Genomic DNA, 23,475 nt, shown 5'->3' on the forward strand with positions numbered 1-23,475 from the left:
GGGGGCCCCCCCCCCCCCCCCCCCCCGGGGCCCCCCCCGGCGGGGCCGCGGGCGCCCGGCCCGGCGCCCGCCCCGCCCCCCGGGGCCCGGGCGGCCGAGCGCGGGGTACCCGTGGCCGGCCGCGCCCGCGGGCCGCAGGGCGGCCGCGGCCACCTCGGTGCGCACGGCTCTGAGAAGATCGTCCGCGACCTGCCGGTGCACCGATCCTGGAAGGAACCGACGAGATCATGCGCGCCATCGCGGCCAGCGGCCGGACGGAGGCACTCGGATGACCGGAACCGAGGAGCCGGTCCTGCTGGACATCACGGGCCGGGCCGCCCACATCACCCTCAACCGGCCCAAGGCGCTCAACGCCCTGAACCACACCATGGTCCGCCGTATCGACGAGGCCCTGACCGCGTGGGAGCACGATCCGGCCGTCGAGACCGTCCTCGTCACCGGTGCGGGCGAGCGCGGCCTGTGCGCGGGCGGCGACATCCGCGCCGTCCACGACGACGCCCGCGACGGCGACGGCTCCGCCGCGGCCGCCTTCTGGCGCGACGAATACCACCTCAACGCCCGCATCGCCCGCTACCCCAAACCGTACGTCGCCCTCATGGACGGCATCGTCATGGGCGGCGGCGTCGGCATCTCCGCGCACGGCAGCGTCAGGATCGTCACCGAACGCTCGCAGATCGCCATGCCCGAGACCGGCATCGGCTTCGTCCCCGACGTCGGCGGCACCCGTCTGCTCGGCCTGGCCCCCGGGGAGCTGGGCACCCACCTGGCGCTGACCGGCGCCCGGATCGGCGCCGGTGACACCCTGCTGTGCGGGCTCGCCGACCACTACGTACCGTCCGGCGCGCTGCGCCAACTCGTCGACGACCTTGCCGTGATGCCCGCACGGGACGCCGTCGCGCGCCACGCGCAGCCCCCGCCGCGGGGAGAGTCGGCCGGACGGCGGGAGTGGATCGACACCTGTTTCGCCGCCGGCACGGTCGAGGAGATCCTCGAACGGCTGCTCCTCCACGGCGGCCCGGAAGCGAAGGAGACCGCCGAGACCCTGCTGGCCAAATCGCCCACCGCCCTCAAGGTCACCCTGGCCGCGGTCCGCCGTGCCCGCCGGCTCGGAACGCTGGAGCGGGTCCTCGACCAGGAGTACCGCGTCTCCTGCGCCGCTCTGAGCACCCCCGACCTCGTGGAGGGCATCCGCGCGCAGGTCATCGACAAGGACCGCGAGCCGCGCTGGTCACCGGCCACCCTCGCCGAGGTGACCGACGCCGACGTCGCACGCTTCTTCGCTCCGCTCGGCGACCGGGAACTGGGGCTTGCCGGGCCCGGCACCGACCCGGAGGCGGGCCCCTGAACCGGGTCGCGGCCGGCGCCGGTAGCGACCGGATCCGGCCGCGCAGCTGTCCGTTCGGGCGGCACCGACCGGCCGTGCCCGGCGCCGCCAGCCGCCACGAGAGGAAGATCACGCCAGGTGGTGCGGTCTTGGCCCGCCACCCCTCGCGCGGTACGGTCTGTCCGATATCGACGACGGCGAGACGGAAGCCGGTGGGAATCCGGCACGGTCGCGCCACTGTGTGCGAGACGCCTTGGACGGCGTCTCGTGAGTCAGACCCGTGGCCGTCGTCCAGTGCACCACCGAGATGGGACGCGAACTCCCAGAGGAGGTCCTGCCATGGCGCAGACCGTCGCTCCGCCGTCCGCCGCCACACCCGCCGTTCCCGCCAAGCTGCCGCTGAAGGCGATAGCTCCCTGGGCGGCCTTCTTCGGCATCCTGATGCTGGTCCTGCTCTACTTCGTCGGCGCCGAGCAGGGCGCCACCTCCGTGTTCAGCGGCACGGACGTCCATGAGTGGGTGCACGACGCCCGCCATCTCCTCGGTTTCCCCTGTCACTGACCAGAGGGACGCCGCACACCCATGAACTCCGCAACGGTAAGAAACCTCCTCGTGCGGGGCATGCTCGCCGGCCTGGCCGCCGGCGTGCTCGCCCTGATCGCCGCCTACCTCCTCGGTGAACCGAGCGTCGACAAGGCGATCGGCTTCGAGGACGCCCACTCCCACGAGCACGAGATGGAAGTCGTCTCCCGCTCCCTGCAGTCCACCGCCGGCCTCGCCACCGGCGTGCTGATCTACGGGGTCGCCTTCGGCGGCATCGCCGCGCTCGCGTACTGCTTCGCGCTCGGACGCGTCGGGCGCTTCGGTCCGCGGGCGACCGCGCTGCTGCTTTCCGGCTGCGCGCTGCTCGCCGTGTACGTGGTCCCGTTCCTGAAGTACCCGGCCAATCCGCCGTCGGTCGGCGACCCCGACACCATCGGCAGGCGGACCACCCTGTACTTCCTGATGATGCTGCTCAGCGTCCTGCTGGCGGTCGCCGCCACCATCCTGGGCCGGCGCCTGGCGCCCAGCCTGGGCACCTGGTGGGCGACCGTGGCCGCGGTGGCCGCCTTCGCCGTCGTCATCGGGCTGGCCTACGCGTTCCTGCCGGTCGTCGACGAGGTGCCGAAGGGCTTCCCGGCCGGCCTGCTGTGGCGTTTCCGGCTGTCCGCGGTGGCCATCCAGGCGGTCCTGTGGGGAGGATTCGGGCTGCTCTTCGGCGAGTTGGCGGAACGGCGGCTGAATCCCAGGCCCGCGGCGGCGCCGGCCGGGGGGACGGTTCCCGCCTCGAACTGAACGCTTCCGCGACGCGAGAGGGCCTCCGGAACCGTCCGGGGGCCCTCGCACGTCCTGTCCGAGCGGCACGGCCACGGCACCCCGCCTTCGCGGTGCCCGGCACCCTCTCCCGGCGGACCGGCGGCGCGGTGCACCGAGGAAGCCGATCGCCCGCGGCGCCGCGCCGGCATCAACTGCTCGTCCGCCGACGGAATGTGACCTGGCGACACATGCGTGTGTCCCCCGTCCGCACCGCCTCAGCGCACCGGGGCGGACTACGGCGCGGCCAGTGGCCGGCCGAGCCGCAGATTCCAGCGTCCGGCCCGCCCGCTGAGTTCCGTGGCCGTCAACGGCTCCACGTCGAGCCGCCAGAACGCCGTCGGGGGCAGGCCGAGGACATGGACGACCGCGGCCCGTACGACCTCCGGCTCGACCACGGCGACCGTGCGCCCCTCCGTGTCCCGCGCGGTGTCCAGCCAGCGCCCGATCCGTTCGCACACCTCACGCACCGACTCCCCGCCGTGTGCCGCCCAGCCGGGGTCGGCGAGCCAGCGGACCACCGCCTCCGGCTCGGCGGCCGTCACCTCGCCGAGGGTGCGGCCCCGCCAGCGGCCCATGTCCAGCGGCGCCAACTCCGGTGCCTCGGCGGCATCGAGGCCGAGCGCCACCGCCGTGTCCCGGCAGCGCGGGCTGGCGGAGGCCAGTACACGGGCGGGTGCGCGCAGCGACCCGGCCGCGGAGCGGGCCAGGGCCGCCCCGGTGTCGTCGACCGAGTCGCCGTCGTAGAAGCGGGCCTGCCGCAGCGACGGGCTCGTCGCGGGCGAGACGAAGGTGACGCGGCTGGTCATGCGGGCGCTCCCCCCGGACGGTGTCCGATCCGGCCCACAGGGCCGGCCACGAGGCCGAGGGCGCGGCCCAAGCGGCCCTGAGCCGCGCCGGGTTCACTGCGGAAGAGGCGCTCGCACCGCAAGCGGTGCAGGCAGTGGAGGCCCTGGACGCAGCGGACGGAGTACAGGCAACGCGAGCAGCGCAAGCGGCGCCGTGGGCGCGACTCGGCGTGTGCGCAGGTCTTTCCGGCGGCCGGTCGCCGAGCCATGGGGCCACCTCCTCGTCCCGTCCCGCTCCGGCCGCGAACCTAACATCCGCCGAACCCGTGCCCGCTGCCACCCGGCGGAGCCGGCGTCGGCTCGGGGCGCCCGGTGGCACACCGGTCCGAGCGCCGGGCCGGGACGGCCACGGCCGGGGAGCGGACGTACGCCCGCTCCCCGCCCTCCGCACGGCTTCAGGAGCCGGGGAGTTCCGCACGGACCGCGGAAGCGCCGGCGACGCCGACTCCGGACGGATCGGGGGCGGTCACTCCGCCCACCGCCGCGCCTCGCGGCCCTCGCGTTGGGCGGCCAGACCGAGACCAGCTCCGTTCCGATTCCCGCCGACCGCGTCGACGGATTCGACGAGGCGTACTGCGCGCGTCCGGAGCGGCTGCTCGATCCGGCCGCACGCCGGTCCTGTCCGGCGTGGAGCCTCGTCGCCCCCGACCTGGAGCGGCGGTCCACCGAACGGCTGCGCCGCGACCTCGACTCCGGCACGGGGCACGAACGGTACGGCCGTCTGCGCGGGCAGCTCTTCCTGGACGGTCCGCTCGTCCTCGTACGGGTCCTGCCCCGAGCGCCGGCCGGGGGGACGGGGTCGGCGGCACGTCAGCGGTTGCGGCGGCACATGAGTGGGCACTCCCCCCGGGCGACGGTTGCGGTGGCGCATCGACGGTGACGACCCCATGTCAACGGGCGCCACGGCACACCGACGGGGACGGCCCCGTCGACGGTGACGGCGCCGCCGTACCAGGGATCTGGCCGGACTCAGGAGCGTCGTGAGGGGTCCTCGGGCGCCGTGGGCAGCGCGAGGTGTTCGAGGTCGCCGGGCGGGGGAGTGGTCACCGGCCACAGCGGGGCGGCGCTTCCGTCGGCGAGCGCGGCCGGCGCGTCGGTCAGGTTCATGCGTTCCCGCAGCCGGGCGTAGAAGTCCATCGGGCCGAGCCGGACCGCCTTCAGCCGGCGGGGAGCGGCGTACACGCCGATCCAGTCACCGGGGCTCAGCACACCCCGCAACTGGCCGTCGACGCTGACGGCGGCCTGACCCGACCGTTCGAGCACCCGCAGCGCGATCGGCTCGTCGGGGGCGGCGACGACCGAGCGGTTGAACACCATGTGCGGCGCGACCGGCGTGAAGAGCAGACCTTCCGCACGGGGCGAGACGATCGGACCGCCGGCGGCGAAGCTGTACGCGGTGGAGCCCGTCGGCGTGGCCACCAGCAGCGCGTCGGCGGAGTAGCTGGCGAGGAGCCGGCCGGCCAGATAGACCCCGACCGACACCTGCCGGTCCCGGGCCAGCTTCTCCAGCACGACGTCGTTCAGCGCGAAGACGTTCAGCGCGACGCCCCAGTCACCGCTCGCGTCGCAGTCCGTCCGGACCCGCGGCGGCGGCAGCAGCGGACCGCGGCCGTACTGCAGCAGCGCCTCCATCTGCGCGGGCACCTCCAGCCGGCAGGATGCCCGCATGGTCAGGAGCATCCGACTCTCGACGGTGATCCGTTCCTCCCGGACCGCGTCCAGCGCCTCGCGCACCGCGGTGACCGGCACCTCGGTCAGGAAACCGACCCGGCCGAGGTCGACACCGAGCACCAGGATGTCGCTCGCGGCCGCCAGCCGGGCACCGCGCAGGAAGGTGCCGTCGCCGCCGAGGGTGACGATGAGGTCCGGATCGCCCGCGGTGTCCATCTCCTCGCGGGCGCTGTGCCGCTCGCCCTCCTGCCACACGTCGATGTCGGTACATCCCACGGCGTTCCCGGCACACCAATCGCGCACGGCCCGGGCGGCGGTCACCGCCTCCGCACGTCCGCCATGCACGACCAGGCCGACACGGTTCACGGTCATAGCCGCCTCCCAGCCGTCTTGCCTCACCTACGGCCATCCTCGCCGCGGAGCGGGCCGGTCAGGAACACGCCACGCCGCCCGGCATGCGGGGCCGGGATCGGCCGGAGCGCGCCGCGACGCCGAGTGACCGCGCGGCCGCGCCCTCGGCCCGGATCCCGGTGGATCACGAAGGGCCCCCGGGGGATGCTGGTAGGTCGCCGGGGTCGCCGGGGTCGCCGGGGTCGCCGGGGTCGCCGGGGTCGCCGGGGTCGCCGGGGTCGCCGGGGTCGCCGGGGCCGCCGGGGCCGCCGAGGTCGCCGAGGTCGCCGGGGGCGGATCGCCCGGTCCGCGGCATCCGGCAGATCGCCGATCCCTGTGGACCGCGGGGCCCTCACCTCCGGCGGATCGCCGATCCCTGCGGATCGCGGGACCCTCACCTCCGGCGGATCGCCGATCCCTGCGGATCGCGGGGCCCTCACCTCCGCGGATGTCCGAGCCCCGCATCCGGCGGAGTGCCGGGGCGGCCTCCTGGCCGACGGCCGGTCACCGGGGCGGCCTCCTCGCCGACCGTCGGTCACCGGGGCGTGGCGGCCTCGCCGACCGTCGTCACCTGGGCGTGCCGAAGTCCTGGGTCCAGTAGCTGTTGGGCTGTGCGAGACCGACGCCGATCTCCTTGAACGAGCAGTTGAGGATGTTGGCCCGGTGGCCGGGGCTGGACATCCAGCCCGCCATGACCTGTTCCGCCGTGGCGTAGCCGTAGGCGACGTTCTCCCCGTAGCTGCTCCAGGTGTAACCGGCCCGCGTGATGCGGTCGCCCGGGGCCGACCCGTCGGACCCGGTGTGCGACATGTTCTGGTGGGCCGCCATGTCCGCGCTGTGCGCCTGCGCGGCCTTGGTCAGCTCCGGGTTCAGGGTGAGGTCCTGGCAACCGGCCTTGGCCCGCTCGGCGTTCACGAGCTGCACGATCTGGGCGGTCACTCCGGAGGCCGTGGCGGTGGGCTTCGAGGTGCTCGGAGCGGCGGGGGCGGCCGGCGCCGAGGCGGTGGCCTCGGGCGTGCTGGGAGCAGGCTTGGGTGCCGCGGTCTTCGCCCCGGCACCCTGCTGAGCGGCGGCCCCGGGCTCGGTCGGCGCGGTGGTCCGCGGCACGCCGGCGTCGTGGCCGGCACGGTGGTGCTGGCGGTGCTCCCGGTGCTGGCGGTGGGTGTGGTGCCGCTGGTGCGCGGGGGCGCCCGGCGACTGGGTGGGCACGCTCGGCTCCTGCGTGGGCGCACCCTGCTGTCCCGTGGCGGTCGGCTGCTGCCCTGCGGCCATCGGCTGCTGCCCCGCGGCGGTCGGCTGCTGCCCGGCGGGAGTCGGCTGCTGTCCGGGGATGTACGTCGTCAGTCCGGGAGTGTTCGCCGGCTCCACGGGTGCCGTCGCCGCGGTGGACGACGGGTCCTGCCCGCCGTACGGCCAGTCGGAACAGGCCAGGGCGACGGATGGCACGCCCACGGTTCCGATGGCGACGGCGGTGATGACTATTCGCCTGTAGTGATGCGTCGTCCTGCGGTGCTGGCCCATCGTCAACCTCACTCGGTGATCGCTGAGCGCTCATTCTCAGGACGGCTTCACAAGGAGCGCAAAGGGCCCCTTCTACTACCTCGCCTCGTAGGAAGGCACGGCCCTTGCCAGGCGCCGTGGACAGGTGCCGCGTTCGCGATAGCGACGTTTGCTCGGGCCTGTCGCCGCGTCAGGAACCCACTGGTGCCGAGGGATGTGGGAGGGGCCGAACGGGTTGCATTTCGACGCCCGGTCGCCGCTCATGCGCACGGCAAGTCGGACAAGTCCTATATATCGATGAGTCGGCATCTACTAACCGGGGCACATAGTCGGCCGCATCGCTGTGAGGGAAGTCACCCTCGCCGCGTCCATCCGCCGGGAACCACGGGGTACGCGGTCGCGTCACCGCCATACCCACCGGTGGCAGGAGCTGCCGCACGGGGTACTCGAAGGACTCGTACGGGGCGGATGCGCGGCGGGAGGTCCCGATGAGCGAGAACACGCCCTCACAGGCCGAGGGCGAGCCGGAGACGGACGACAACGTGCAGGCCGATCAGCCCCCTCGCACTGCTCCGTCGCGGGCGGAGGGCCCGAAGACCCGCCGTGGTGGCAAGCCCGGACTCTCCCTGCACCTGTGGGAGGAGCCGAAGACCCCGATCCACGAGGAGTTCGACCGCTGAGGCGAGTGGCTACGCGGTCGCAGAGCCGGGCGACGGAACCCGGGCCGGGCGGCGGATCCCCGGCTGAGCGGCCGCACCTGACCCGGGCGGCCCCACCTGCTCCGGGCGTCCGCACTTGGCTCCGGCGTCCGCACCTGGCCCGGGCAGCTGGGCCCGAACGCGGTGGCCGGGCTTGAGCTCGGCGGCTGGGCCTGAGCCAGACAGGCTGCCTGAAGCCGGGAGGCTGCGCGGACGCCGGGAGGCTGCGCGGACGCCGATCCGCATCGCCACCACCGCCGACCTCCCGGCGCAGACCCGGCGGTGAGCGGCCGTACCGCCGCCCGTACCACCGCCGACCTGCGGGCGCGGACCCGGCGGTGAGCGGCCGTACCACCGCCGACCCGCGGGCGCGGACCCGGCCGTGAGCGGCCGCAACCGGGCGAAGTCGGCTTTCGGCTCGCCCGGACCACCGCCGATCCTCGCGCATGCCCCGCACGCCACCGGGTACGCGAGGCGGAAGCACGCCCGGGCACGAACCCGTCCGGGTGGCCCGTAAGACAGCCGCTACCAGGGGATCTGCCATGGAGACACCCGCACACGACGACCTGCCCACGTCGGCGCAGCAGGCGCTGGACGCGCTGACCGTGAACGCCGACGACCAGGCCGCTCTGACCACCCTCGCCCACACCGACGTGCTCGTTCCGGTTCCGGACGACGCGGTCGACGGTGAGGGCGCCGATGCCACGATGCTGGCACTGCCCGTTCTCGAACAGCCCGGCGGCGACCAGGTCGTCCCCGTCTTCACCTCTGAGGGCGAGATGGCCGAGCTGCTGCCGTTCGTCTCGCGCTACCGCCTGATCCCGCTGGGCGCACTCGCCTCGCAGTGGCCCGAGGACGACCTCTCCCTCGCCATCGACGGCAGTTCCAGCCACGCGCTCACGCTCACCTCCCAAGGAGTGCGCACCCTGCTCGCCCGTTGACCCGGTGGGGGGGGAGGAGCGGCAACGCCGGCCTCCGCCCACCCCGTCGCCCCTCCTCCGGCCGGCGACAGCGCACGCACGCCGGACGGGGTGGCGACGTCCGTCAGCTCTACGGCACTCCGACACGCGCCCACGTCCGCACCGCGTCCGCCCCGGCTCCAGGGCTGCTCACTGCGGCACGGCCCTCGCCCGGCTCCCGGGCCGCCCACTCGGCACCGCGGCCCTTGCGCACCCCATCCCGCTACCCGCACCGCGCCCGTTTCGGCACCCCGGCCCGCCACCGCACCGCGTCCGCTTCCCCCGCACCAAGCCGCCTGCCACGGCCACACCTCTCCGTCGTGCGGCCCGAGTGACCACGACGCCTCCACCCTCGCGACGCGAAAGCCGGGGTCCGGCCCCTTCGGGCGCCAAGATAGGCCCATGGAACTCATCTCTGGCGTGGCCGGGGCACTGGTCCTCGCGCTGGTGCTGAGCAGCATCCTGCGCATCCTCGTCGTACCCCGGGGCCTGTACTCGGGACTGATGTTCCGTCTGTGGTGGCTGCTGCGCCGAGTGCTCCGGCTGGCCGCCCCGCGCGGCGGTTACGACGCCGTCGACCGCACGCAGACCTGGCTCGCCCCGCTGACGCTGATGGGCATGCTCGCGTGCTGGCTCGCCGGAGCGCTGCTCGGTTTCGGGCTCCTGCTGTACGCGCTGTCCCCGCTGTCCTGGGCCACCGCCTTCCGTGAGGCCGGCTCCAGCCTGTTCACGCTCGGTTTCGCCAGCGGCGCCCGGCTGAAGCTGTCGGTGGTCGACTTCATCGCCGCGGCCACCGGGCCCATCCTGATCGCCCTGCAGATCGCGTACCTGCCCACCCTCTACGCCTCCTACAACCGCCGGGAACAGGAGGTCACCCTGCTCCAGGCCCGGGCCGGGGAGCCCGCCTGGGGGCCGGAGATCCTGGCTCGCCAGTGGCTGGTGGAGACCGAGACCGCGCTGCCGCAGCTGTACCGCGCCTGGGAGCGGCTCGCCGCGGACATCGGCGAGAGTCACTCCACGTATCCGATCCTGCTGACCTTCCGCTCCCCGCGGCCGCACCGCAGCTGGCTGGTCGGGCTGATCGCCGTCATGGACGCCGCCGCCCTCCAGCTCGCCCTGGATCCGCAGCTCGCCCCGCCGGAGGCCCGGCTGGTGCTGCGCGCGGGATTCACCGCGCTGCGCGACATCGCCCGCGCCCTGCGCATCCCCTTCGATGCCGACCCGTCGCCGCAGGCGCCCATCCGGCTCTCCTACGCGGAGTTCGACGCCGCGGTGACGATGCTGGAGGAGGCCGGTTTCCGGTCCCGGCGCAGCGCGCAGGAGGCCTGGCCGCACTTCCGGGGCTGGCGGGTCAACTACGAGGAGCTCGCCTACGACCTGTGCCGCCGCTGCGACGCCGTACCCGCCCTGTGGACCGGGTCCCGTGACTACCCCGGCGGTCAGATCTCCCCGCAACGCCCGGTGGACCGGAAGCCGGACGAAGGCGGGCCGGAACCGGCCCCCACCGAGGGATAGTCCGCCGGGTCGCCGAGTACGCGACCGGGCCGGAGCGCCGGCCGGTGTGCTAGCGCTCCCGCACCGCGAGCATGCGCCGGAGCACGGCGCGCTGCACCGGCAGCACCTCGCCGTGCAGCTCGCGGCCCTTCCGGGTGAGCGCGACCCACACGCCACGGCGGTCCTCGGCGCACACGGAGCGCTCCACCAGGCCGTCCTTCTCCAGCCGGCCGATCAGCCGGGACAGTGCGCTCTGGCTGAGATGGACCCGGCCGACCAGGTTCTGCACCCGGCACTGGTCCCCCGTCTCGGGCGATTCGGACGCCAGGATGTCCAGCACCTCGAAGTCACTGGCGCCCAGCCCGTGCGGATGCAGCGCCCGGTCGATCTCGCACAAGGTGCGTGCGTGCACCGACAGGATGTCCCGCCACTGCTCCTCGAGCCGGAGGTCCGCCGTCTTGACTGCCATACCCGCACCGTAGCACCGATCCGGCCAATCGTTGAGTGTGCAACTAGTGGGTTGTGGGGAAGACCCCCGCGGCTCAGGCAGCCCGGTCCTGGAGCAGTCCCACCAGGTTGCCGTCGGCGTCCTTCACCGAGGCGACCAGCCTGCCGTTGCCGACGTCCCGCACGTCCTGGAGCACGGTGGCACCCGCGTCGAGCAGGGCCGCCAACCGCTCCCGGAGATCGGTGACATGCCAGAACGGCACCGGCCCGGTCATCCCCTGCGCGTGCCCGTTGGGGTCGAGGCCGACATCCTGCCCGGCGGCCTTGAAACCGATGTAGTACGGCTCGTCGACGAAGGGCTCCACGCCCAGCAGGGCGGTGAACAGGGCCTTGGCCCGCTCCGGGTCCTTGACGGGGTAGATGATCGTCTGCAGGCCGGCGGTCATGGGACTCACTCCTTGTGGCTGTGGGGCCCGACGGGTTCCTCGTCGGTGCTCTCACGCTAGGGCCGGGCGGGCCGCCGTGGCTTCTTCGATCCTGACCGGTCGCAGCGGGCCCCTCCGACGGCGCGCTTTCCGCCAGGGCGTGGTGCGGCCACCGCGGGACCGTCCACGACCGGTCCCCGCCCCGAACGGCTCCCGACCCGTCCCGGTGTCCGGGGACGCGGGCCGGCCGTCCGGCCGGCGGCCGTTCCGTACCGGACAACGGACGCCGACTCGGGGACGTGGCGGCGTCGTCCGGTCCACAGTTGGGAACAGTGCGTACGAGAACGCCGGATGGAGGGCGGACGGATGACGGCGACTGCCTCGGGGCACGTGCGGCGGACCATCCTGGAGTTGCTGAAGGACCCGGCGGCCCACTTTCCGGCCTCGCGCCACCGCGACCCCGCCGGGACCGGGGTCACCGCCCGGGCCGTCGCCGCCAGACTCGGCGTACCCCGCCGCACTGCCGCCGCCCATCTGGACCTCCTCACCCGCCTCGGCCTGCTGCGCACCCGGCGCAGCCGCTGCCGCACCTACTACCGGCGCGACGAGATCCGGATCGCGGAGGTGGCGAGGTTGTTCGAGAAGGGCTGGTGAGCACAGACATGGGGCCGGTGAGCCCAGGCACGGGGCCGGTGGGCAAGGTCACCGGTCTGCCGGGTCTGCCCGGCCCACCGGGCCTGCCCGGTCTGCCCGGCCCACCCGGCCGATCCGAAGGCGCGAGTGCCGGGACGGCCCACCCGACGCGAAAGGCACCGGACATGGACCGACCCACGCGACTCAAGCCGCTGCACTACGTCTCCCTCGGCGCCCGCGGCCCCGAGGACGTGGTCGTCGACGCGCACGGGCGGGTGCTGACCGGAGTGGAGGACGGCCGGATCCTGCGCGTCCACGGCCTGGGCCATCCGCACACCGCCCGGGTGGAGGTGCTGGCCGAGACCGGAGGGCGGCCCCTGGGGCTCGAACTCGCCGCCGACGGCAGCCTGTTGGTGTGCGACGCGGAACGCGGCCTGCTGCGCGTCGGGCCCGGCGACGGCATCGTCCGCGTCCTCGCCGGCACGGTGGCGGGGGAGCGGCTGCGCTTCTGCAGCAACGTAGTCGCCCTGCCCGACGGCACCGTCTGCTTCACGGTCTCCAGCCGCCGCCACCCGCTCCAGCGGTGGATCGGCGACATCGTCGAACACTCCGGCACCGGCCGGCTGCTCCGGCTCGCGCCCGACGGCGGTGAACCCGAAATCCTGCTGGACGGGCTGCAGTTCGCCAACGGCCTGGCCGTGAGCGCGGACGGCTCCTTCCTGGTGATCGCCGAAACCGGTGCCTGCCGCCTGACCCGCTACCACCTCACGGGCCCGCGCGCCGGGCACGCCGAGCTCTTCGCCACCCTCCCCGGCATGCCGGACAACCTCTGGCGCGCGGGCCCCGACGGCCCGATCTGGGTGGCCCTCGCCGCTCCGCGCAACCCCCCGCTGGACCTGCTGCACCGCACCCCGGCCACCGTGCGCGGCGCCGCCGCCCGAGCCGCCGTCCACGCCCCGTTCCGGCCGGGCGGCACGATCGGTGTGCTGGCGTTCGACGACCACGGCCACACCGTCCACCACCTCACCCGCCGCCGCTCCGGCTTCCGCATGGTCACCAGCGTCTGCACGACAGGCGATCACCTGGTCCTCGGCAGCCTCTGGGAACCGGGCCTCGCGGTCTGCGCCCAGCCGCCCACCGGGTGAGCGCGGCACCGGCCCGGCGGTACGCTGGTGCCCGGCCGTGATCACCCGTCCCGGCGGCCCGGACGGCACGGGCACCAGCCCACCAGGTGGCCGCGCCGGAGGGGGTACGAGGCCGTCCGGGGTGGGCCCGGCCGGACACGTGCGAGCCCCTCGGGACGGGCCGGACAGGAGACGCCTCCCGACCTCCGAAGGGTGCGAGGCTGCCCGGTACGCAGGCCGTGCGCCCGGACCGGGCGAAGCTACCCCGGAGGGTGAGAAGTCGTTGTGAACTGGCTGCCGGTCGTCGCGGGGGCCATGGCCGGCGCACCCCTGCGGCATCCCATCGACCGTGCCGTGCGGACCCGTCACGGTTCGGTCTCCCCCTGGGTCACGTGCGCGGTGAACGTCACAGGCCGCCTGATCCTCGGGCTGCTCACGGGCGCCGCCTCCGCCGGGCCCCGGCTGCGGCTTCTGCCGGGTACGGGACTGTGCGGGGCGCTGACGACGTGCCCGACCTCCTCCTACGAGACCATGCGGCTGGACCGAGACCGGCTCCGGCCGCCACGCCGCCGTCCACGTCGTGACGAGTGCGGCGGGCGGGACTCGCGGCGCCCTCCGCCGGCTTCTGGCTCGCGGGAGCCCTTTTAGCGTCGGGCGGTTGCCTCCGGGCGGGACGAAGCAAGTACTGTCCAATGCAACTACAACACTGTCGACCTACTCTCCCCAGAACTGGATCTCATGAGCGCCATCTCCGTCGGTCAGGCCGTCGTCCTCGGAGTCGTAGAGGGGGTGACCGAGTTCCTCCCGGTGTCCTCCACCGGTCACCTGAAGATCACCGAGGGACTCATGAACATTCCCGTCGACGACAAGTCCGTCGTCGGGTTCTCCGCCGTCATCCAGGTCGGCGCCATCGCCGCCGTGCTCGTGTACTTCTTCAAGGACATCAAGCGGATCGTTTCCGCCTGGTTCCGCGGCCTGGGCAACCGCGAGGAGCGGTACCACCACGACTACAAGTTCGCCTGGTGGGTGATCGCCGCGACCGTCCCGATCGTGGTGGTCGGCCTGGCGGCGAAGCCGCTGATCGACGGCCCGCTCGCCTCGCTGTGGGTGGTGGCCGGCTCGCTCATCGCCGGCTCGGCCGTGATGTGGGCCGCGGACCAGATGGGCCGCCACAAGCGCGGTGAGGACGACACGTCCTTCAAGGACGCGATGTGGGTCGGCTGCTCGCAGATCCTCGCCCTCCTCTTTCCCGGCTTCTCCCGCTCCGGCGCCACCATGTCCACCGCGCTCATCCTCGACCTGGACCGCGTCGCCGCCACCCGCCTGTCCTTCTTCCTCGGCATCCCGGCGCTGACCGGCGCCGGCGTGTACGAGCTGAAGGACGCCCTCGGCGCGGGCGTCAGCGCCGCCCCGCTGGCCGTCGGCACGATCGTGTCCTTCGTCGTCGCCTACGCGTCCATCGCCTGGCTGCTGAAGTTCGTCGCCAAGCACTCCTTCAACGCCTTCGTGATCTACCGGATCGTCATCGGCGTGGCCCTGCTCGGACTGCTCGCCACCGGCACGCTCAGCAGCTGAGCGCCTGCCCGGACACCCACGGGGTGCGGCGACCGCGCAGGCCGCCGCACCCCGTACGCACCTCCCGACCGCCGCCTTCGACCGCGTGCGGCGTTTTTCAGGGGGCCGCCGTCCCGTCCGTGCGCAGGCCCAGGCTGCGGTCCCGGCCGCGCGCAGGCTCCGGCCGCCGTCCCGGCAGTGGGCAGGCCCGGGCTGCCGTCCCGGCCGCGGGCAGGCTCCGGCCGCGTCCTGGCCGTCCGCAGGCCCCGGCCGCCGTCCGGACCGCGCACACCTCCCGGCCGCCGTCCCCACCGGCGCACACCCCTCGGCCGCCGCACCTCACCGGCCGCCTTGACAGCCTCGGCCCGCAGGACGCACCATCGCTCCCGTGAACCTGTCAGACAGCCAGACAGGTGGTCGGAGTCCGCGGCGCGTCAGCGCCATGGAAGCGGTCCTCGCCCACCTCCGCGGCGCCATCGAGAGCGGCCGGTACGCCATAGGTGACAAGCTCCCCTCCGAGGCCGAGCTCTGCCGCACCCTGGAGGTCTCCCGGCCCGTGCTGCGCGAGGCGCTGCGCGCGCTGCAGACGATGGGCCTGACGGTCTCCCGGACCGGCAAGGGCACCTTCGTCGTCGCGAACGCCGTGGAGGACCCCACCTTCGGCGACTACGCGGCCAGCGACCTGCTCGAAGTGCGCCGCCACATAGAGATCCCGGTCGCCGGCTACGCGGCCCTGCGCCGCACCCCGGAGAACCTGGACCACCTGGCCCACCTGCTCGACCGCATGGAGCGGGAGACGGACACCACGGCCTGGGTCGCGATGGACACGCTCTTCCACCTCGCCGTGGCCGAAGCCGCCCAGAACCCGGTCTTCCGCCGGGTCATCGAGGAGATCCGGGACGCACTGGCGCGCCAGTCGGCCTTCCTGAACGAGCTGGGCGGACGCCGCGAGCAGTCCAACCGCGAGCACCGGGCGATCGTCGAGGCGCTGGCCGACGGCTGCGAACGCGACGCGGTGGACGCCATGGGCCACCACCTGGACCGCGTGGAGACGACCCTCACCGACATCGTGCGGCGGCGGACTGACGCTCCCACCGAAGCCGGACCGGTCGCATGAGCGAGCGGCCCCTGGACACGGTGCCGCGCACCTCGCCCCGCCGCACGGGCACCCCCGACCGCATATCCCCCACAGCCACCGGCCGGCGCGTGACCCGCGTCCCGGCCGCCCCCGACCTCATACCCCGCACAGCCACCGGCGCCGGCGCGTGACCCGCGTCCCGGCCGCCCCCGACCGCATATCCCGCACAGCCACCGGCGCCGGCGCGTGACCCGCGTCCCGGCCGCCCCCGAGACCACGATGCAGGCAGTGATGCAGAGCACTTCCCCCGCCGACGCGCCCGTCGTCCGCGAACCCCTCCACGCGCCCGTCGCCCACCTCGTCCGCGGCGGGGTCGTCGAGGGCGTCCACTACGGCTCGGTCGTCGTCCTCGGCGCCGACGGCCGGGTGCGGTTCCAGCTCGGTGACATCGAGGCCGCCTTCTACCCCCGCTCCGCCCTCAAGCCCGTCCAGGCGGTGGCGATGCTGCGGGCCGGACTGCCCCTCGACGGCGAACTGCTGTCGCTGGCCGCCGCGAGCCACTCCGGTGAGGAGCGGCATCTCGCCGGCACCCGGCGGATCCTCGCACTCGCCGGGCTCACCGAGGACGACCTGCGCAACGTGCCCGACATGCCCTTCGGCCCGGCCGTCCGGGACGCCTGGATCCGCGCGGGCCGGCAGCCCTCGCGGCTCGCCCAGAACTGCTCCGGCAAGCACGCGGCCATGCTGTGGACGGCCCGGCTCAACGGCTGGTCCCTCGGGGACTACCTCGATCCGGCGCACCCGCTCCAGCGGGCCGTCGCCGAGACCGTCGAGGACCTCACCGGCCAGCGCGTCGCCAAGGTCACCGTCGACGGCTGCGGCGCGCCGCTGTTCTCCATCTCCCTGCACGGCCTCGCCCGCGCCCTCGCCCGGATCACCTCGGCCGCGCCCGGCACGCCCGAGGCGCGCGTCGCCGACGCGATGCGCGAACACGCCGAGACGGCCTCCGGCTCCGGCCGTGACGTCGCCGCGCTGATGCGGGCCGTGCCCGGACTGCTCGCCAAGGACGGCTTCGAGGGCGTCCAGGTGGCCGCGCTGCCCGACGGCACGGCCGTCGCCGTGAAGATAGCCGACGGTGCGAACCGGGCGCGGATCCCGGTGGCGGCGGCGGCGCTGGCCCGGGCCGGTGTCGACCCGGCTCTGCTGGCCGGGTTCGCCGGCGAGCCGCTGCTCGGCGGAGGGCGGCCGGTCGGTCGCGTACGGCCGGTACACGCTCTGGACTCCGTTGAGCTGTCGGCCTGTGGCTGACCGTACCGCTCCCGTCCCGGGCCGTCGGCCCGCTGACCGCTCCGCTCCCCTCGGGGACCGTCGGCCTGTGGCCGACCGTCCGCTCCGCTCGCGTCCCGGACCGTCGGCCTGTGGCTGACCGCACCGCTCCCGCCCTGGGCCGTCGGCCCGCTGACCGCACCGCTCCCGTCCGGGACCGTCGGCCTGTGGCCGACCGTCCGCTCCGCTCCCGTCCCGGACCGTCGGCCTGTGGCTGACCGCTCCGGTCCCGTGCCGACGGGCGGCCGTGCGCCGTCCGCGGCCGGTCGCGCCGTTCCCCGCGTCCCCGCCCGGGACGCCCTGCCCTCCGCCCGGAAAGAAGACCGCCCCCTCATGACCGCGCCCACCCGCAGCGAACACGACCTGCTCGGCGACCGCGACGTACCCGCCGACGCGTACTGGGGCATCCACACCCTGCGCGCGACGGAGAACTTCCCCATCACCGGCACCCCGATCTCCGCCTACCCGCATCTGATCGACGCGCTGGCCGCCGTCAAGGAGGCCGCCGCCCTCGCCAACGAGGAACTCGGCCTGCTGCGGCCGGAGAAGGCCGCCGCGATCGTCACCGCCTGCCGCGAGATACGCGCCGGCAAGCTGCACGACCAGTTCGTCGTGGACGTCATCCAGGGCGGCGCCGGCACGTCGACCAACATGAACGCCAACGAGGTCGTGGCGAACCGCGCGCTGGAACTGCTCGGACACGAAAAGGGCCGGTACGCGCACCTGCACCCCAACGAGGACGTCAACCTCGGCCAGTCGACCAACGACGTCTACCCGACCGCCGTCAAGGTGGCGACGGTGTTCGCCGTGCGCGGGCTGCTCAAGGCGATGGCCGTGCTCCAGGACGCCTTCGCCCGCAAGGCCCTCGAATTCCGTGACGTGCTCAAGATGGGCCGTACCCAGTTGCAGGACGCCGTGCCGATGACCCTCGGCCAGGAGTTCTCCGCGTTCGCCGTCATGATCGAGGAGGACCGCAGCCGTCTCGCCGAGGCCGTCGAGCTGATCCACGAGATCAACCTCGGTGCCACGGCCATCGGCACCGGCCTGAACGCCCCCGCCGGCTACGCCGAGGCCGCCCGCCGCCACCTGTCCGCCCTCACCGGTCTGCCCCTGGTCACCGCCGCCAACCTGGTCGAGGCCACCCAGGACTGCGGCGCCTTCGTGCAGATGTCCGGCGTGCTCAAGCGGATCGCGGTCAAGCTCTCCAAGAGCTGCAACGACCTGCGCCTGCTGTCCTCCGGGCCGCGCGCGGGCCTGGGCGAGATCAACCTGCCGCCGGTGCAGGCCGGTTCGTCGATCATGCCCGGCAAGGTCAACCCGGTGATCCCCGAGGTGGTCAACCAGGTCGCCTTCGAGGTCATCGGCAACGACGTCGCCATCACGATGGCCGCCGAGGCGGGGCAGCTCCAGCTCAACGCCTTCGAGCCGATCATCCTGCACTCCCTGTCCGAGTCCCTCACGCACCTCACGAACGCCTGCCTGACCCTGGCCGAGCGCTGCGTGTCCGGCATCACCGCCAACACCGAGCGGCTGCGGGCCACCGTGGAGAACTCCATCGGCCTGGTCACCGCCCTGAACCCGCACATCGGCTACACGGCGGCCACCGACATCGCCAAGGAGGCCCTCGTCACGGGCCGGGGCGTGGCCGAACTGGTCCTGGAGAAAGGCCTGTTGCCGGCGGACCGGCTGGCCGCCCTGCTGCGCCCCGAGGTCCTCGCGGGCAACGGCTCACCGGTCGCCTGACCTGCGAGGACGCAGACACGACTGCGCTCGGGGACCGGCCCGGAGGCACAATGGTGATCATGACAACGACGTCGTCCCTCACCTTCCTGCCGGTCCTGGAGCGCATCGCCGAGGAGATGAGCCGCACCCCCGGGCGCGGCCGCCCCGCCGACTACATCCCGGCACTCGCGGCCTGCGACCCGCGCAGCTTCGGCATGGCCGTCGCGGAGCTGGACGGCACGGTGTACGGGGTGGGGGAGTGGCGGCAGCCGTTCTCGGCGCAGTCCCTCACCAAGGTCTTCACGCTCGCCCTCGACCTGGCCCGCGAGGGCGACGAACTCTGGGAGCACGTGGGCCGCGAGCCCTCCGGCAACCCGTTCAACTCCCTGGTGCAGCTGGAGTACGAGCACGGCATCCCGCGCAACCCCTTCATCAACGCGGGCGCCCTGGTCGTCACCGACCGCCTGCAGACCCGGACCGGGGACGCGGCCGGGGAGCTGCTGGCCTTCCTGCGGGCCGAGAGCGCCAACCCCGCTCTGGACTTCGACCGGGAGGTCGCCGCCTCCGAGACCGCGCACGGCGACCGCAACGCGGCCCTCGGCCACTTCATGGCCTCCTACGGCAACATCGACAACGACGTGCCGGTCCTGCTCGACCAGTACTTCCGGCAGTGCTCCGTCGCCGCCTCCTGCGCCGACCTGGCCCTCGCCACCGGCTTCCTCGCCCGGCACGGCGTCCGCGCCGACGGCTCCCGGCTGCTCACCCGCAGCCAGGCCAAGCAGGTCAACGCGGTCATGCTGACGTGCGGCACGTACGACGCGGCCGGTGACTTCGCCTACCGGGTGGGCCTGCCCGGCAAGAGCGGGGTCGGCGGCGGCATCATCGCCGTCGTACCCGGCCGGTGCACGCTGTGCGTGTGGAGCCCTGGTCTGGACGAGCGCGGCAACTCGGTGGCCGGAGTGGCGGCCCTGGACCGGTTCACGACGCTCACCGGACTGTCGGTGTTCTGACCCGGCGGTGGTCTCCCGGCGCCCGGCGCCCGGGTCTGCCCCCGCTCGGCACGGTCCGGTCACGTCGGGGCTGCTCCCCGGTGTCGGGAGCGTCGCCTTCCGGCCATCCGGCATCGACACGCTGATCCGGTGTTGGCCATGGCATTCCCCGTCGATCTCCGCCGCTGCCGGTTGCTCGGGCTGGCCGGCACCGCCGTCCTCGCGCTGGGCGGCGAGACGGCCGGTGCCCTGCCCGTCCAGGACCTGCTGGCCCCGGCCTCGGCCCAGGCCGCCCTCGGCCTGGTCGGGGTGTACTTCGGTGTCGTCCTGCTGACAGCGGCCTGGCTGCTGCTGGGCCGCCTGGTCCGCGGCCCCGAACCGCCCGCGCCGCGCGCCCTGCTGCTGGTGCTGGCCGTGTGGGCGGCCCCGCTGCTGCTCGCCCCGCCGCTGTTCAGCCGGGACGTCTACAGCTACCTCGCGCAGGGCGCCATGGTCCACGCCCACATGGACGTGTACGGCCAGGGTCCCGCCCGGCTGGGCGGGACCCTGGCCGACGAGGTCGCCCCGGTCTGGCGGCACACCGGCGCCCCCTACGGCCCCGCCTTCCTGGCGCCGGCGTCCGCGCTGGCCGGCCTCACCCGCGGCGCACTGCCCGCGGGGCTGCTCGGCATGCGGCTGCTGGCCCTGCTCGGCGTCGCCCTCATGGCGGTGGCGCTGCCCCGGCTCGCCCGGCACAGCGGCGCCGACCCGGCCGCCGCCCTGTGGCTCGGCGCCCTCAATCCGCTCGTGCCGCTGCACCTGGTGGCGGGCGCTCACAACGACGCGCTCATGCTCGGTCTGCTCGGACTCGGTCTGGTCGCCGCGCGCGGCCGAAGACCAGCTGTCGGGGCCCTGCTCGTCACGCTCGCCGCGCTGGTCAAGGCACCGGCGGCGCTCGGGCTCCTCGCGGTCGTGGCCCTCCGGGTCCGCTCCGGCCGCCGCCCGCTCCCGGCCGTCCTGACCACGGCGGGCGTCTGTGTCACGACCACCGTCACCGTCACTGTTGTCGCCGGCACCGGCTACGGGTGGATCGCCGCCCTGGACACCCCGGTCTCCCCGCAGAACTGGGCGCTGACCAGCCTGCTCGGCCGGGCCACCGGCGCCCTGCTCAGCCGGCTCGGCAGCGGACTGGCCCCGCTGGCGGTGCCGGCCTGGCATCTGCTCGGCCTCGCGGCCACCGCCGTCGCCGTCGCGCTGATATGGCTCCGGCTGCGGCCCCGGCCGGTGTACGCGCTCGGCCTGAGCCTGCTGGCCGTAGCGGTGTTCGGCCCCGCGATCCGCCCCTGGTACGTGCTGTGGGGCCTGTTCCTCATCGCCGCCGGCGCACCCAGCACCCCCGTACGGCACCGGGTGGCCGCCCTGGCGGGTGTGCTCGCCCTCGCCGTCCTGCCCAGCGGGGGCCCCGCCGAGCCCGGGCAGCTGGTACTCGCGGTCTCCGGCGGGGTGCTCGGAGTGGTCGCCCTCTGGCACGCCCACCAGGCCGCCCAGGCCCCGGTGCCGGGACGCACGGCATGAGGGCGCTACGGGGCCGGCCGGGGCCGGTGGAGACCCCGGGCACGTCGGGGCCGGTGGAGACCCCGGACACGCCGGGGCCGCGCACGGCCGGTGGCCGGTTGCTGGTGGTTCTCGCCCTCGGCGCGGCCGTCACGCTCTTCACGGCGACCGTGCCGCTGCTGCGCGACTTCTTCGACCTGCGCGTCTACTACGGCACCGTGCACACCTGGGTCCACCACGGCGGCCGGATCTACGACTACCGGGTGCCCGGCACCTCGTACGGCTTCACCTACCCGCCGTTCGCCGCCGTCACCATGCTGCCGCTGGCCGTGCTCGGCCGGACCGCCGCGGTCGCGCTCTCCCTGCTGGTGAACCTGGCCGCGCTGGGGGTGGTCCTGCGCATCCTGGCCGGTTCCCGGTGGCGCCGGCACGGCTGGTACCGCTGGTCGCTGGCGCTGTGCGGGCTCGCCCTCTTCGAGCCGCTGCGCGACACCCTCGGCTTCGGACAGGTGAACCTCGTCCTCCTGGCCCTGGTCCTCGTCGACTGCCTGCTGCTGTCGACCGGGCGGGGCCGCCGGGCGGGCGCCGGGATCGGTCTCGCCGCCGCCGTGAAGCTCACCCCGGCCCTGTTCATCGGCCTGCTGCTGCTCGCCGGACGCCGGCGGGCGGCCGTGAACGCGACGGCCGTCGCCGCGGCGGTCACCGCGCTGGCCGCCTGGGTGGACCCGGGGGCGTCACGGTTCTACTGGACCGAGGCGCTGTGGGACACCGGCCGGGTGGGCCGTCTCGACTACGTGTCGAACCAGTCCCTGCAGGGCGTGCTGGCCCGCCTCGGCGAGCCGGGCCGCCCGCTGTGGGCGACGGCGGCCCGCCTCGGCGAGCCGGGCCGCCCGCTGTGGGCGACGGCGGTCCTGCTGACCCTGTGCGTCTGGGCGTGGCGGACCCGCCGGGCGGTCGCCGCCGGCGACTGGACGGCGGCCTTCGCGCTCACCGGAGCGGCGGCCTGCCTCGTCAGCCCCATCACCTGGGTGCACCATCTGGTCTGGCTGCTGCCGTGCTTCGCCGTGCTCGTACGCGCCGGGCGGCCCCGGACCGCGGGCGCCGCGTACGCGGTGCTGTGCACCAGCGTGGTGTGGCTGTGGTTCGACGGCGCCTCCGGCCTCGGCGGCTTCCTCGGCAGCAACCTCTACACCTGGATCACACTGGGCCTGCTGCTCGGCCTGCCGACCGGTCAGGCGGGCCCGCTCCGGTTGCCCTTGCCCCGCAGCCGCAGTACCACGGCCCCCACGCCGAGCCCGGAGAGTCCGGCGACGACCGCGGTGCCGGACCAGTCCGAGTCGCCGTCCGGCGTCCCCGACGCGGCCGCCGCCACCGGGGCGGCCGTCGCGGACGGGGACTTCGCGCGCAAGCCGTCCAGCGAGCCCACCGGATCGACCAGCCCGGCCGCCGCGAAGCCCCAGTCGAGCAACGCGCGGGCCTCCTCGTACACGGTGAACCCGCCGCCCGCCTGAGGGTTCATCACGGTCACCACGAGCGTGCGGCCGCCCCGGCGGGCCGCGGCGACGAGCGTGTTGCCCGCGTTGCTGGTGTAGCCGTTCTTGATGCCGATCAGCCCCGGGTACGGCGACACCCCGTCCTCGCCGGTCAGCAACCGGTTGGTGTTCTCGATGGCGTACGGCGTCCCGTCACCGGGAAAGGTGGTCTCGGCGGTGCCGCAGTACCGGGCGAAGTCGGGGTTGTGCAGCCCGGCGCGGCCGAAGACCGCCAGGTCGTAGGCGGAGGAGACCTGCCCGGGCGCGTCGTAGCCGTCGGGGGAGACGACGTGGGTGTCCAGGGCGCCGAGCGAGCGGGCCTTGACCTGCATCCGTGCGGTGGTGGCCTTCCAGCCGCCACCCAGGGAGGCGAGCACGTGCACGGCGTCGTTGCCCGAGCTGAGGAACACCCCGTGCCACAGGTCGGACACCTGGTAGGTGTGCCCTTCCTCGACGCCGACCAGGCTGCTGCCCTCGCCGACGTCCGCGAGTTCCTGGTAGCGGACCGTGTGCTTCTGCCCGCTGGGCAGCGTCGGCAGCAGGGTGAGGGCGAACAGGGTCTTGAGCGTGCTCGCGGGCGGCAGCCTGCGGTGCGCCTGGCTGGCCGCCAGCACCTCCCCGCTGCCGGCGTCGGCGACCAGCCAGGACAGCGCCGAGACGTCCGGCACGGCGGGCGCGTCCCGGTGCGGCCGTACCTGGATGCCGTCGCGGTAGAGCAGTGACGGACCCGGCATCGCCGCCCGGGGCGGCGGCGCGGGGTCCCCCGGGTGCGTCCCGGCGGCCGCCGCGGCCGGCGTCAGCACCAGCACGCCCGCCACACAGAGGGAGCAGGCCGACACGGCCGCCCGAGAAGAAAGTCCGTAGATCATATGATT

Annotated in this window: 24 protein-coding genes, 1 pseudogene and 1 riboswitch; of the genes and pseudogenes, 18 read left to right on the forward strand and 7 right to left on the reverse strand. The window is 74.2% G+C overall.

From position 1 onward, the window contains the following. The first annotated feature begins 268 nt into the window (after positions 1 to 268). The 3 genes from ABVB68_RS31620 (at position 269) to ABVB68_RS31630 (ending at position 2,659) form a co-directional block, all read left to right on the forward strand. Positions 269 to 1,345 (forward strand): enoyl-CoA hydratase/isomerase family protein, encoded by a 1,077-nt coding sequence (locus ABVB68_RS31620; RefSeq protein ID WP_353604612.1) that lies wholly within the window; start codon positions 269 to 271, stop codon positions 1,343 to 1,345. A 136-nt stretch (positions 1,346 to 1,481) separates the two neighbouring features. Then, positions 1,482 to 1,628, forward strand: a riboswitch (cobalamin riboswitch). Between the two features lie 35 nt (positions 1,629 to 1,663). Beyond that, positions 1,664 to 1,885 (forward strand): CbtB domain-containing protein, encoded by a 222-nt coding sequence (locus ABVB68_RS31625; RefSeq protein ID WP_353604613.1) that lies wholly within the window; start codon positions 1,664 to 1,666, stop codon positions 1,883 to 1,885. A 21-nt stretch (positions 1,886 to 1,906) separates the two neighbouring features. After that, positions 1,907 to 2,659, forward strand: a complete 753-nt coding sequence (locus tag ABVB68_RS31630; RefSeq protein ID WP_353604614.1) for a CbtA family protein — start codon at positions 1,907 to 1,909, stop codon at positions 2,657 to 2,659. A gap of 254 nt (positions 2,660 to 2,913) precedes the next feature. Here the strand turns inward: ABVB68_RS31630 and ABVB68_RS31635 are convergent, their stop codons facing one another. Then, positions 2,914 to 3,486 carry a histidine phosphatase family protein gene (locus ABVB68_RS31635; RefSeq protein WP_353604615.1) on the reverse strand — a complete coding sequence of 191 codons (573 nt, stop codon included), beginning with the start codon at positions 3,484 to 3,486 and terminating at the stop codon, positions 2,914 to 2,916. A 541-nt stretch (positions 3,487 to 4,027) separates the two neighbouring features. Between ABVB68_RS31635 and ABVB68_RS31640 the strand changes: the two genes are divergently transcribed. Next, a complete protein-coding gene (locus ABVB68_RS31640) occupies positions 4,028 to 4,405 on the forward strand; it encodes a hypothetical protein (protein WP_353604616.1) in 378 nt (125 codons plus the stop codon). A gap of 89 nt (positions 4,406 to 4,494) precedes the next feature. Here ABVB68_RS31640 and ABVB68_RS31645 read toward each other — a convergent pair whose 3' ends face one another. The 3 genes from ABVB68_RS31645 to ABVB68_RS31655 all read right to left on the reverse strand — a co-directional run bounded on the left by ABVB68_RS31645 (position 4,495) and on the right by ABVB68_RS31655 (position 7,107). Beyond that, positions 4,495 to 5,568 carry an NAD(+)/NADH kinase gene (locus ABVB68_RS31645; protein WP_353604617.1) on the reverse strand — a complete coding sequence of 358 codons (1,074 nt, stop codon included), beginning with the start codon at positions 5,566 to 5,568 and terminating at the stop codon, positions 4,495 to 4,497. Between the two features lie 163 nt (positions 5,569 to 5,731). After that, on the reverse strand, positions 5,732 to 5,902 hold the full coding sequence (locus ABVB68_RS31650; RefSeq protein WP_353604619.1) for a hypothetical protein: 171 nt from the start codon (positions 5,900 to 5,902) through the stop codon (positions 5,732 to 5,734). Positions 5,903 to 6,153: 251 nt separating this feature from the next. Next, a complete protein-coding gene (locus ABVB68_RS31655) occupies positions 6,154 to 7,107 on the reverse strand; it encodes a CAP domain-containing protein (RefSeq protein WP_353604620.1) in 954 nt (317 codons plus the stop codon). A gap of 467 nt (positions 7,108 to 7,574) precedes the next feature. On the opposite strand from ABVB68_RS31655, the gene ABVB68_RS31660 reads away from it, so the two are divergent. From ABVB68_RS31660 to ABVB68_RS31670, 3 genes are all read left to right on the forward strand, one after another. Further along, a complete protein-coding gene (locus ABVB68_RS31660; RefSeq protein WP_353604621.1) occupies positions 7,575 to 7,766 on the forward strand; it encodes a hypothetical protein in 192 nt (63 codons plus the stop codon). 560 nt (positions 7,767 to 8,326) lie between these two features. Continuing rightward, a complete protein-coding gene (locus ABVB68_RS31665; RefSeq protein WP_353604622.1) occupies positions 8,327 to 8,725 on the forward strand; it encodes an SseB family protein in 399 nt (132 codons plus the stop codon). 420 nt (positions 8,726 to 9,145) lie between these two features. Continuing rightward, positions 9,146 to 10,258 (forward strand): hypothetical protein, encoded by a 1,113-nt coding sequence (locus ABVB68_RS31670; protein WP_353604623.1) that lies wholly within the window; start codon positions 9,146 to 9,148, stop codon positions 10,256 to 10,258. Positions 10,259 to 10,307: 49 nt separating this feature from the next. On the opposite strand, the gene ABVB68_RS31675 is transcribed toward ABVB68_RS31670, so the two are convergent. Next, positions 10,308 to 10,706: a MarR family winged helix-turn-helix transcriptional regulator gene (locus ABVB68_RS31675; protein WP_353604624.1), complete on the reverse strand. Its 399-nt coding sequence runs from the start codon at positions 10,704 to 10,706 to the stop codon at positions 10,308 to 10,310. Positions 10,707 to 10,779: 73 nt separating this feature from the next. Beyond that, positions 10,780 to 11,130, reverse strand: a complete 351-nt coding sequence (locus tag ABVB68_RS31680) for a VOC family protein (protein WP_353604625.1) — start codon at positions 11,128 to 11,130, stop codon at positions 10,780 to 10,782. Positions 11,131 to 11,475: 345 nt separating this feature from the next. On the opposite strand from ABVB68_RS31680, the gene ABVB68_RS31685 reads away from it, so the two are divergent. The 11 genes from ABVB68_RS31685 to ABVB68_RS31735 all read left to right on the forward strand — a co-directional run bounded on the left by ABVB68_RS31685 (position 11,476) and on the right by ABVB68_RS31735 (position 22,579). Next, positions 11,476 to 11,763 (forward strand): ArsR family transcriptional regulator, encoded by a 288-nt coding sequence (locus ABVB68_RS31685; RefSeq protein ID WP_353604626.1) that lies wholly within the window; start codon positions 11,476 to 11,478, stop codon positions 11,761 to 11,763. Positions 11,764 to 11,927: 164 nt separating this feature from the next. Continuing rightward, positions 11,928 to 12,887: an SMP-30/gluconolactonase/LRE family protein gene (locus ABVB68_RS31690; protein ID WP_353604627.1), complete on the forward strand. Its 960-nt coding sequence runs from the start codon at positions 11,928 to 11,930 to the stop codon at positions 12,885 to 12,887. A gap of 294 nt (positions 12,888 to 13,181) precedes the next feature. Further along, on the forward strand, positions 13,182 to 13,514 hold the full coding sequence (locus ABVB68_RS31695) for a fluoride efflux transporter FluC (protein ID WP_503006409.1): 333 nt from the start codon (positions 13,182 to 13,184) through the stop codon (positions 13,512 to 13,514). 90 nt (positions 13,515 to 13,604) lie between these two features. Next, positions 13,605 to 14,441 carry an undecaprenyl-diphosphate phosphatase gene (locus ABVB68_RS31700; protein ID WP_353604628.1) on the forward strand — a complete coding sequence of 279 codons (837 nt, stop codon included), beginning with the start codon at positions 13,605 to 13,607 and terminating at the stop codon, positions 14,439 to 14,441. Between the two features lie 421 nt (positions 14,442 to 14,862). After that, entirely contained in the window at positions 14,863 to 15,537 is a 675-nt protein-coding gene (locus ABVB68_RS31705; protein WP_353604668.1) for a FadR/GntR family transcriptional regulator, read from the forward strand. Then, positions 15,534 to 15,689, forward strand: a complete 156-nt coding sequence (locus ABVB68_RS31710) for a hypothetical protein (RefSeq protein WP_353604629.1) — start codon at positions 15,534 to 15,536, stop codon at positions 15,687 to 15,689. The genes ABVB68_RS31705 and ABVB68_RS31710 overlap by 4 nt, the downstream gene beginning before the upstream one ends. Positions 15,690 to 15,789: 100 nt before the next feature. After that, complete coding sequence (locus tag ABVB68_RS31715) at positions 15,790 to 16,806, forward strand: asparaginase (protein ID WP_353604630.1); 1,017 nt, start codon at positions 15,790 to 15,792, stop codon at positions 16,804 to 16,806. Positions 16,807 to 17,157: 351 nt separating this feature from the next. Further along, on the forward strand, positions 17,158 to 18,567 hold the full coding sequence (gene aspA, locus ABVB68_RS31720; protein WP_353604631.1) for an aspartate ammonia-lyase: 1,410 nt from the start codon (positions 17,158 to 17,160) through the stop codon (positions 18,565 to 18,567). Positions 18,568 to 18,617: 50 nt separating this feature from the next. Continuing rightward, positions 18,618 to 19,556 (forward strand): glutaminase, encoded by a 939-nt coding sequence (locus ABVB68_RS31725; RefSeq protein WP_353604632.1) that lies wholly within the window; start codon positions 18,618 to 18,620, stop codon positions 19,554 to 19,556. A gap of 138 nt (positions 19,557 to 19,694) precedes the next feature. Continuing rightward, positions 19,695 to 21,089: a polyprenol phosphomannose-dependent alpha 1,6 mannosyltransferase MptB gene (gene mptB, locus ABVB68_RS31730; protein ID WP_353604633.1), complete on the forward strand. Its 1,395-nt coding sequence runs from the start codon at positions 19,695 to 19,697 to the stop codon at positions 21,087 to 21,089. After that, positions 21,086 to 22,579, forward strand: coding sequence for a glycosyltransferase 87 family protein (locus ABVB68_RS31735; protein ID WP_353604634.1), 1,494 nt, complete (start codon positions 21,086 to 21,088; stop codon positions 22,577 to 22,579). Before mptB ends, ABVB68_RS31735 begins: the two co-directional genes overlap by 4 nt. Before the next feature lie 59 nt (positions 22,580 to 22,638). Here ABVB68_RS31735 and ABVB68_RS31740 read toward each other — a convergent pair. Continuing rightward, positions 22,639 to 23,469, reverse strand: a pseudogene (locus ABVB68_RS31740) (D-alanyl-D-alanine carboxypeptidase family protein); the annotation flags it as partial. Between the last annotated feature and the right edge of the window lie 6 nt (positions 23,470 to 23,475).

This window comes from Streptomyces sp. NPDC096012 (genome assembly GCF_040426375.1).
In the GTDB taxonomy this organism is placed as follows: Bacteria; Actinomycetota; Actinomycetes; order Streptomycetales; family Streptomycetaceae; genus Streptomyces.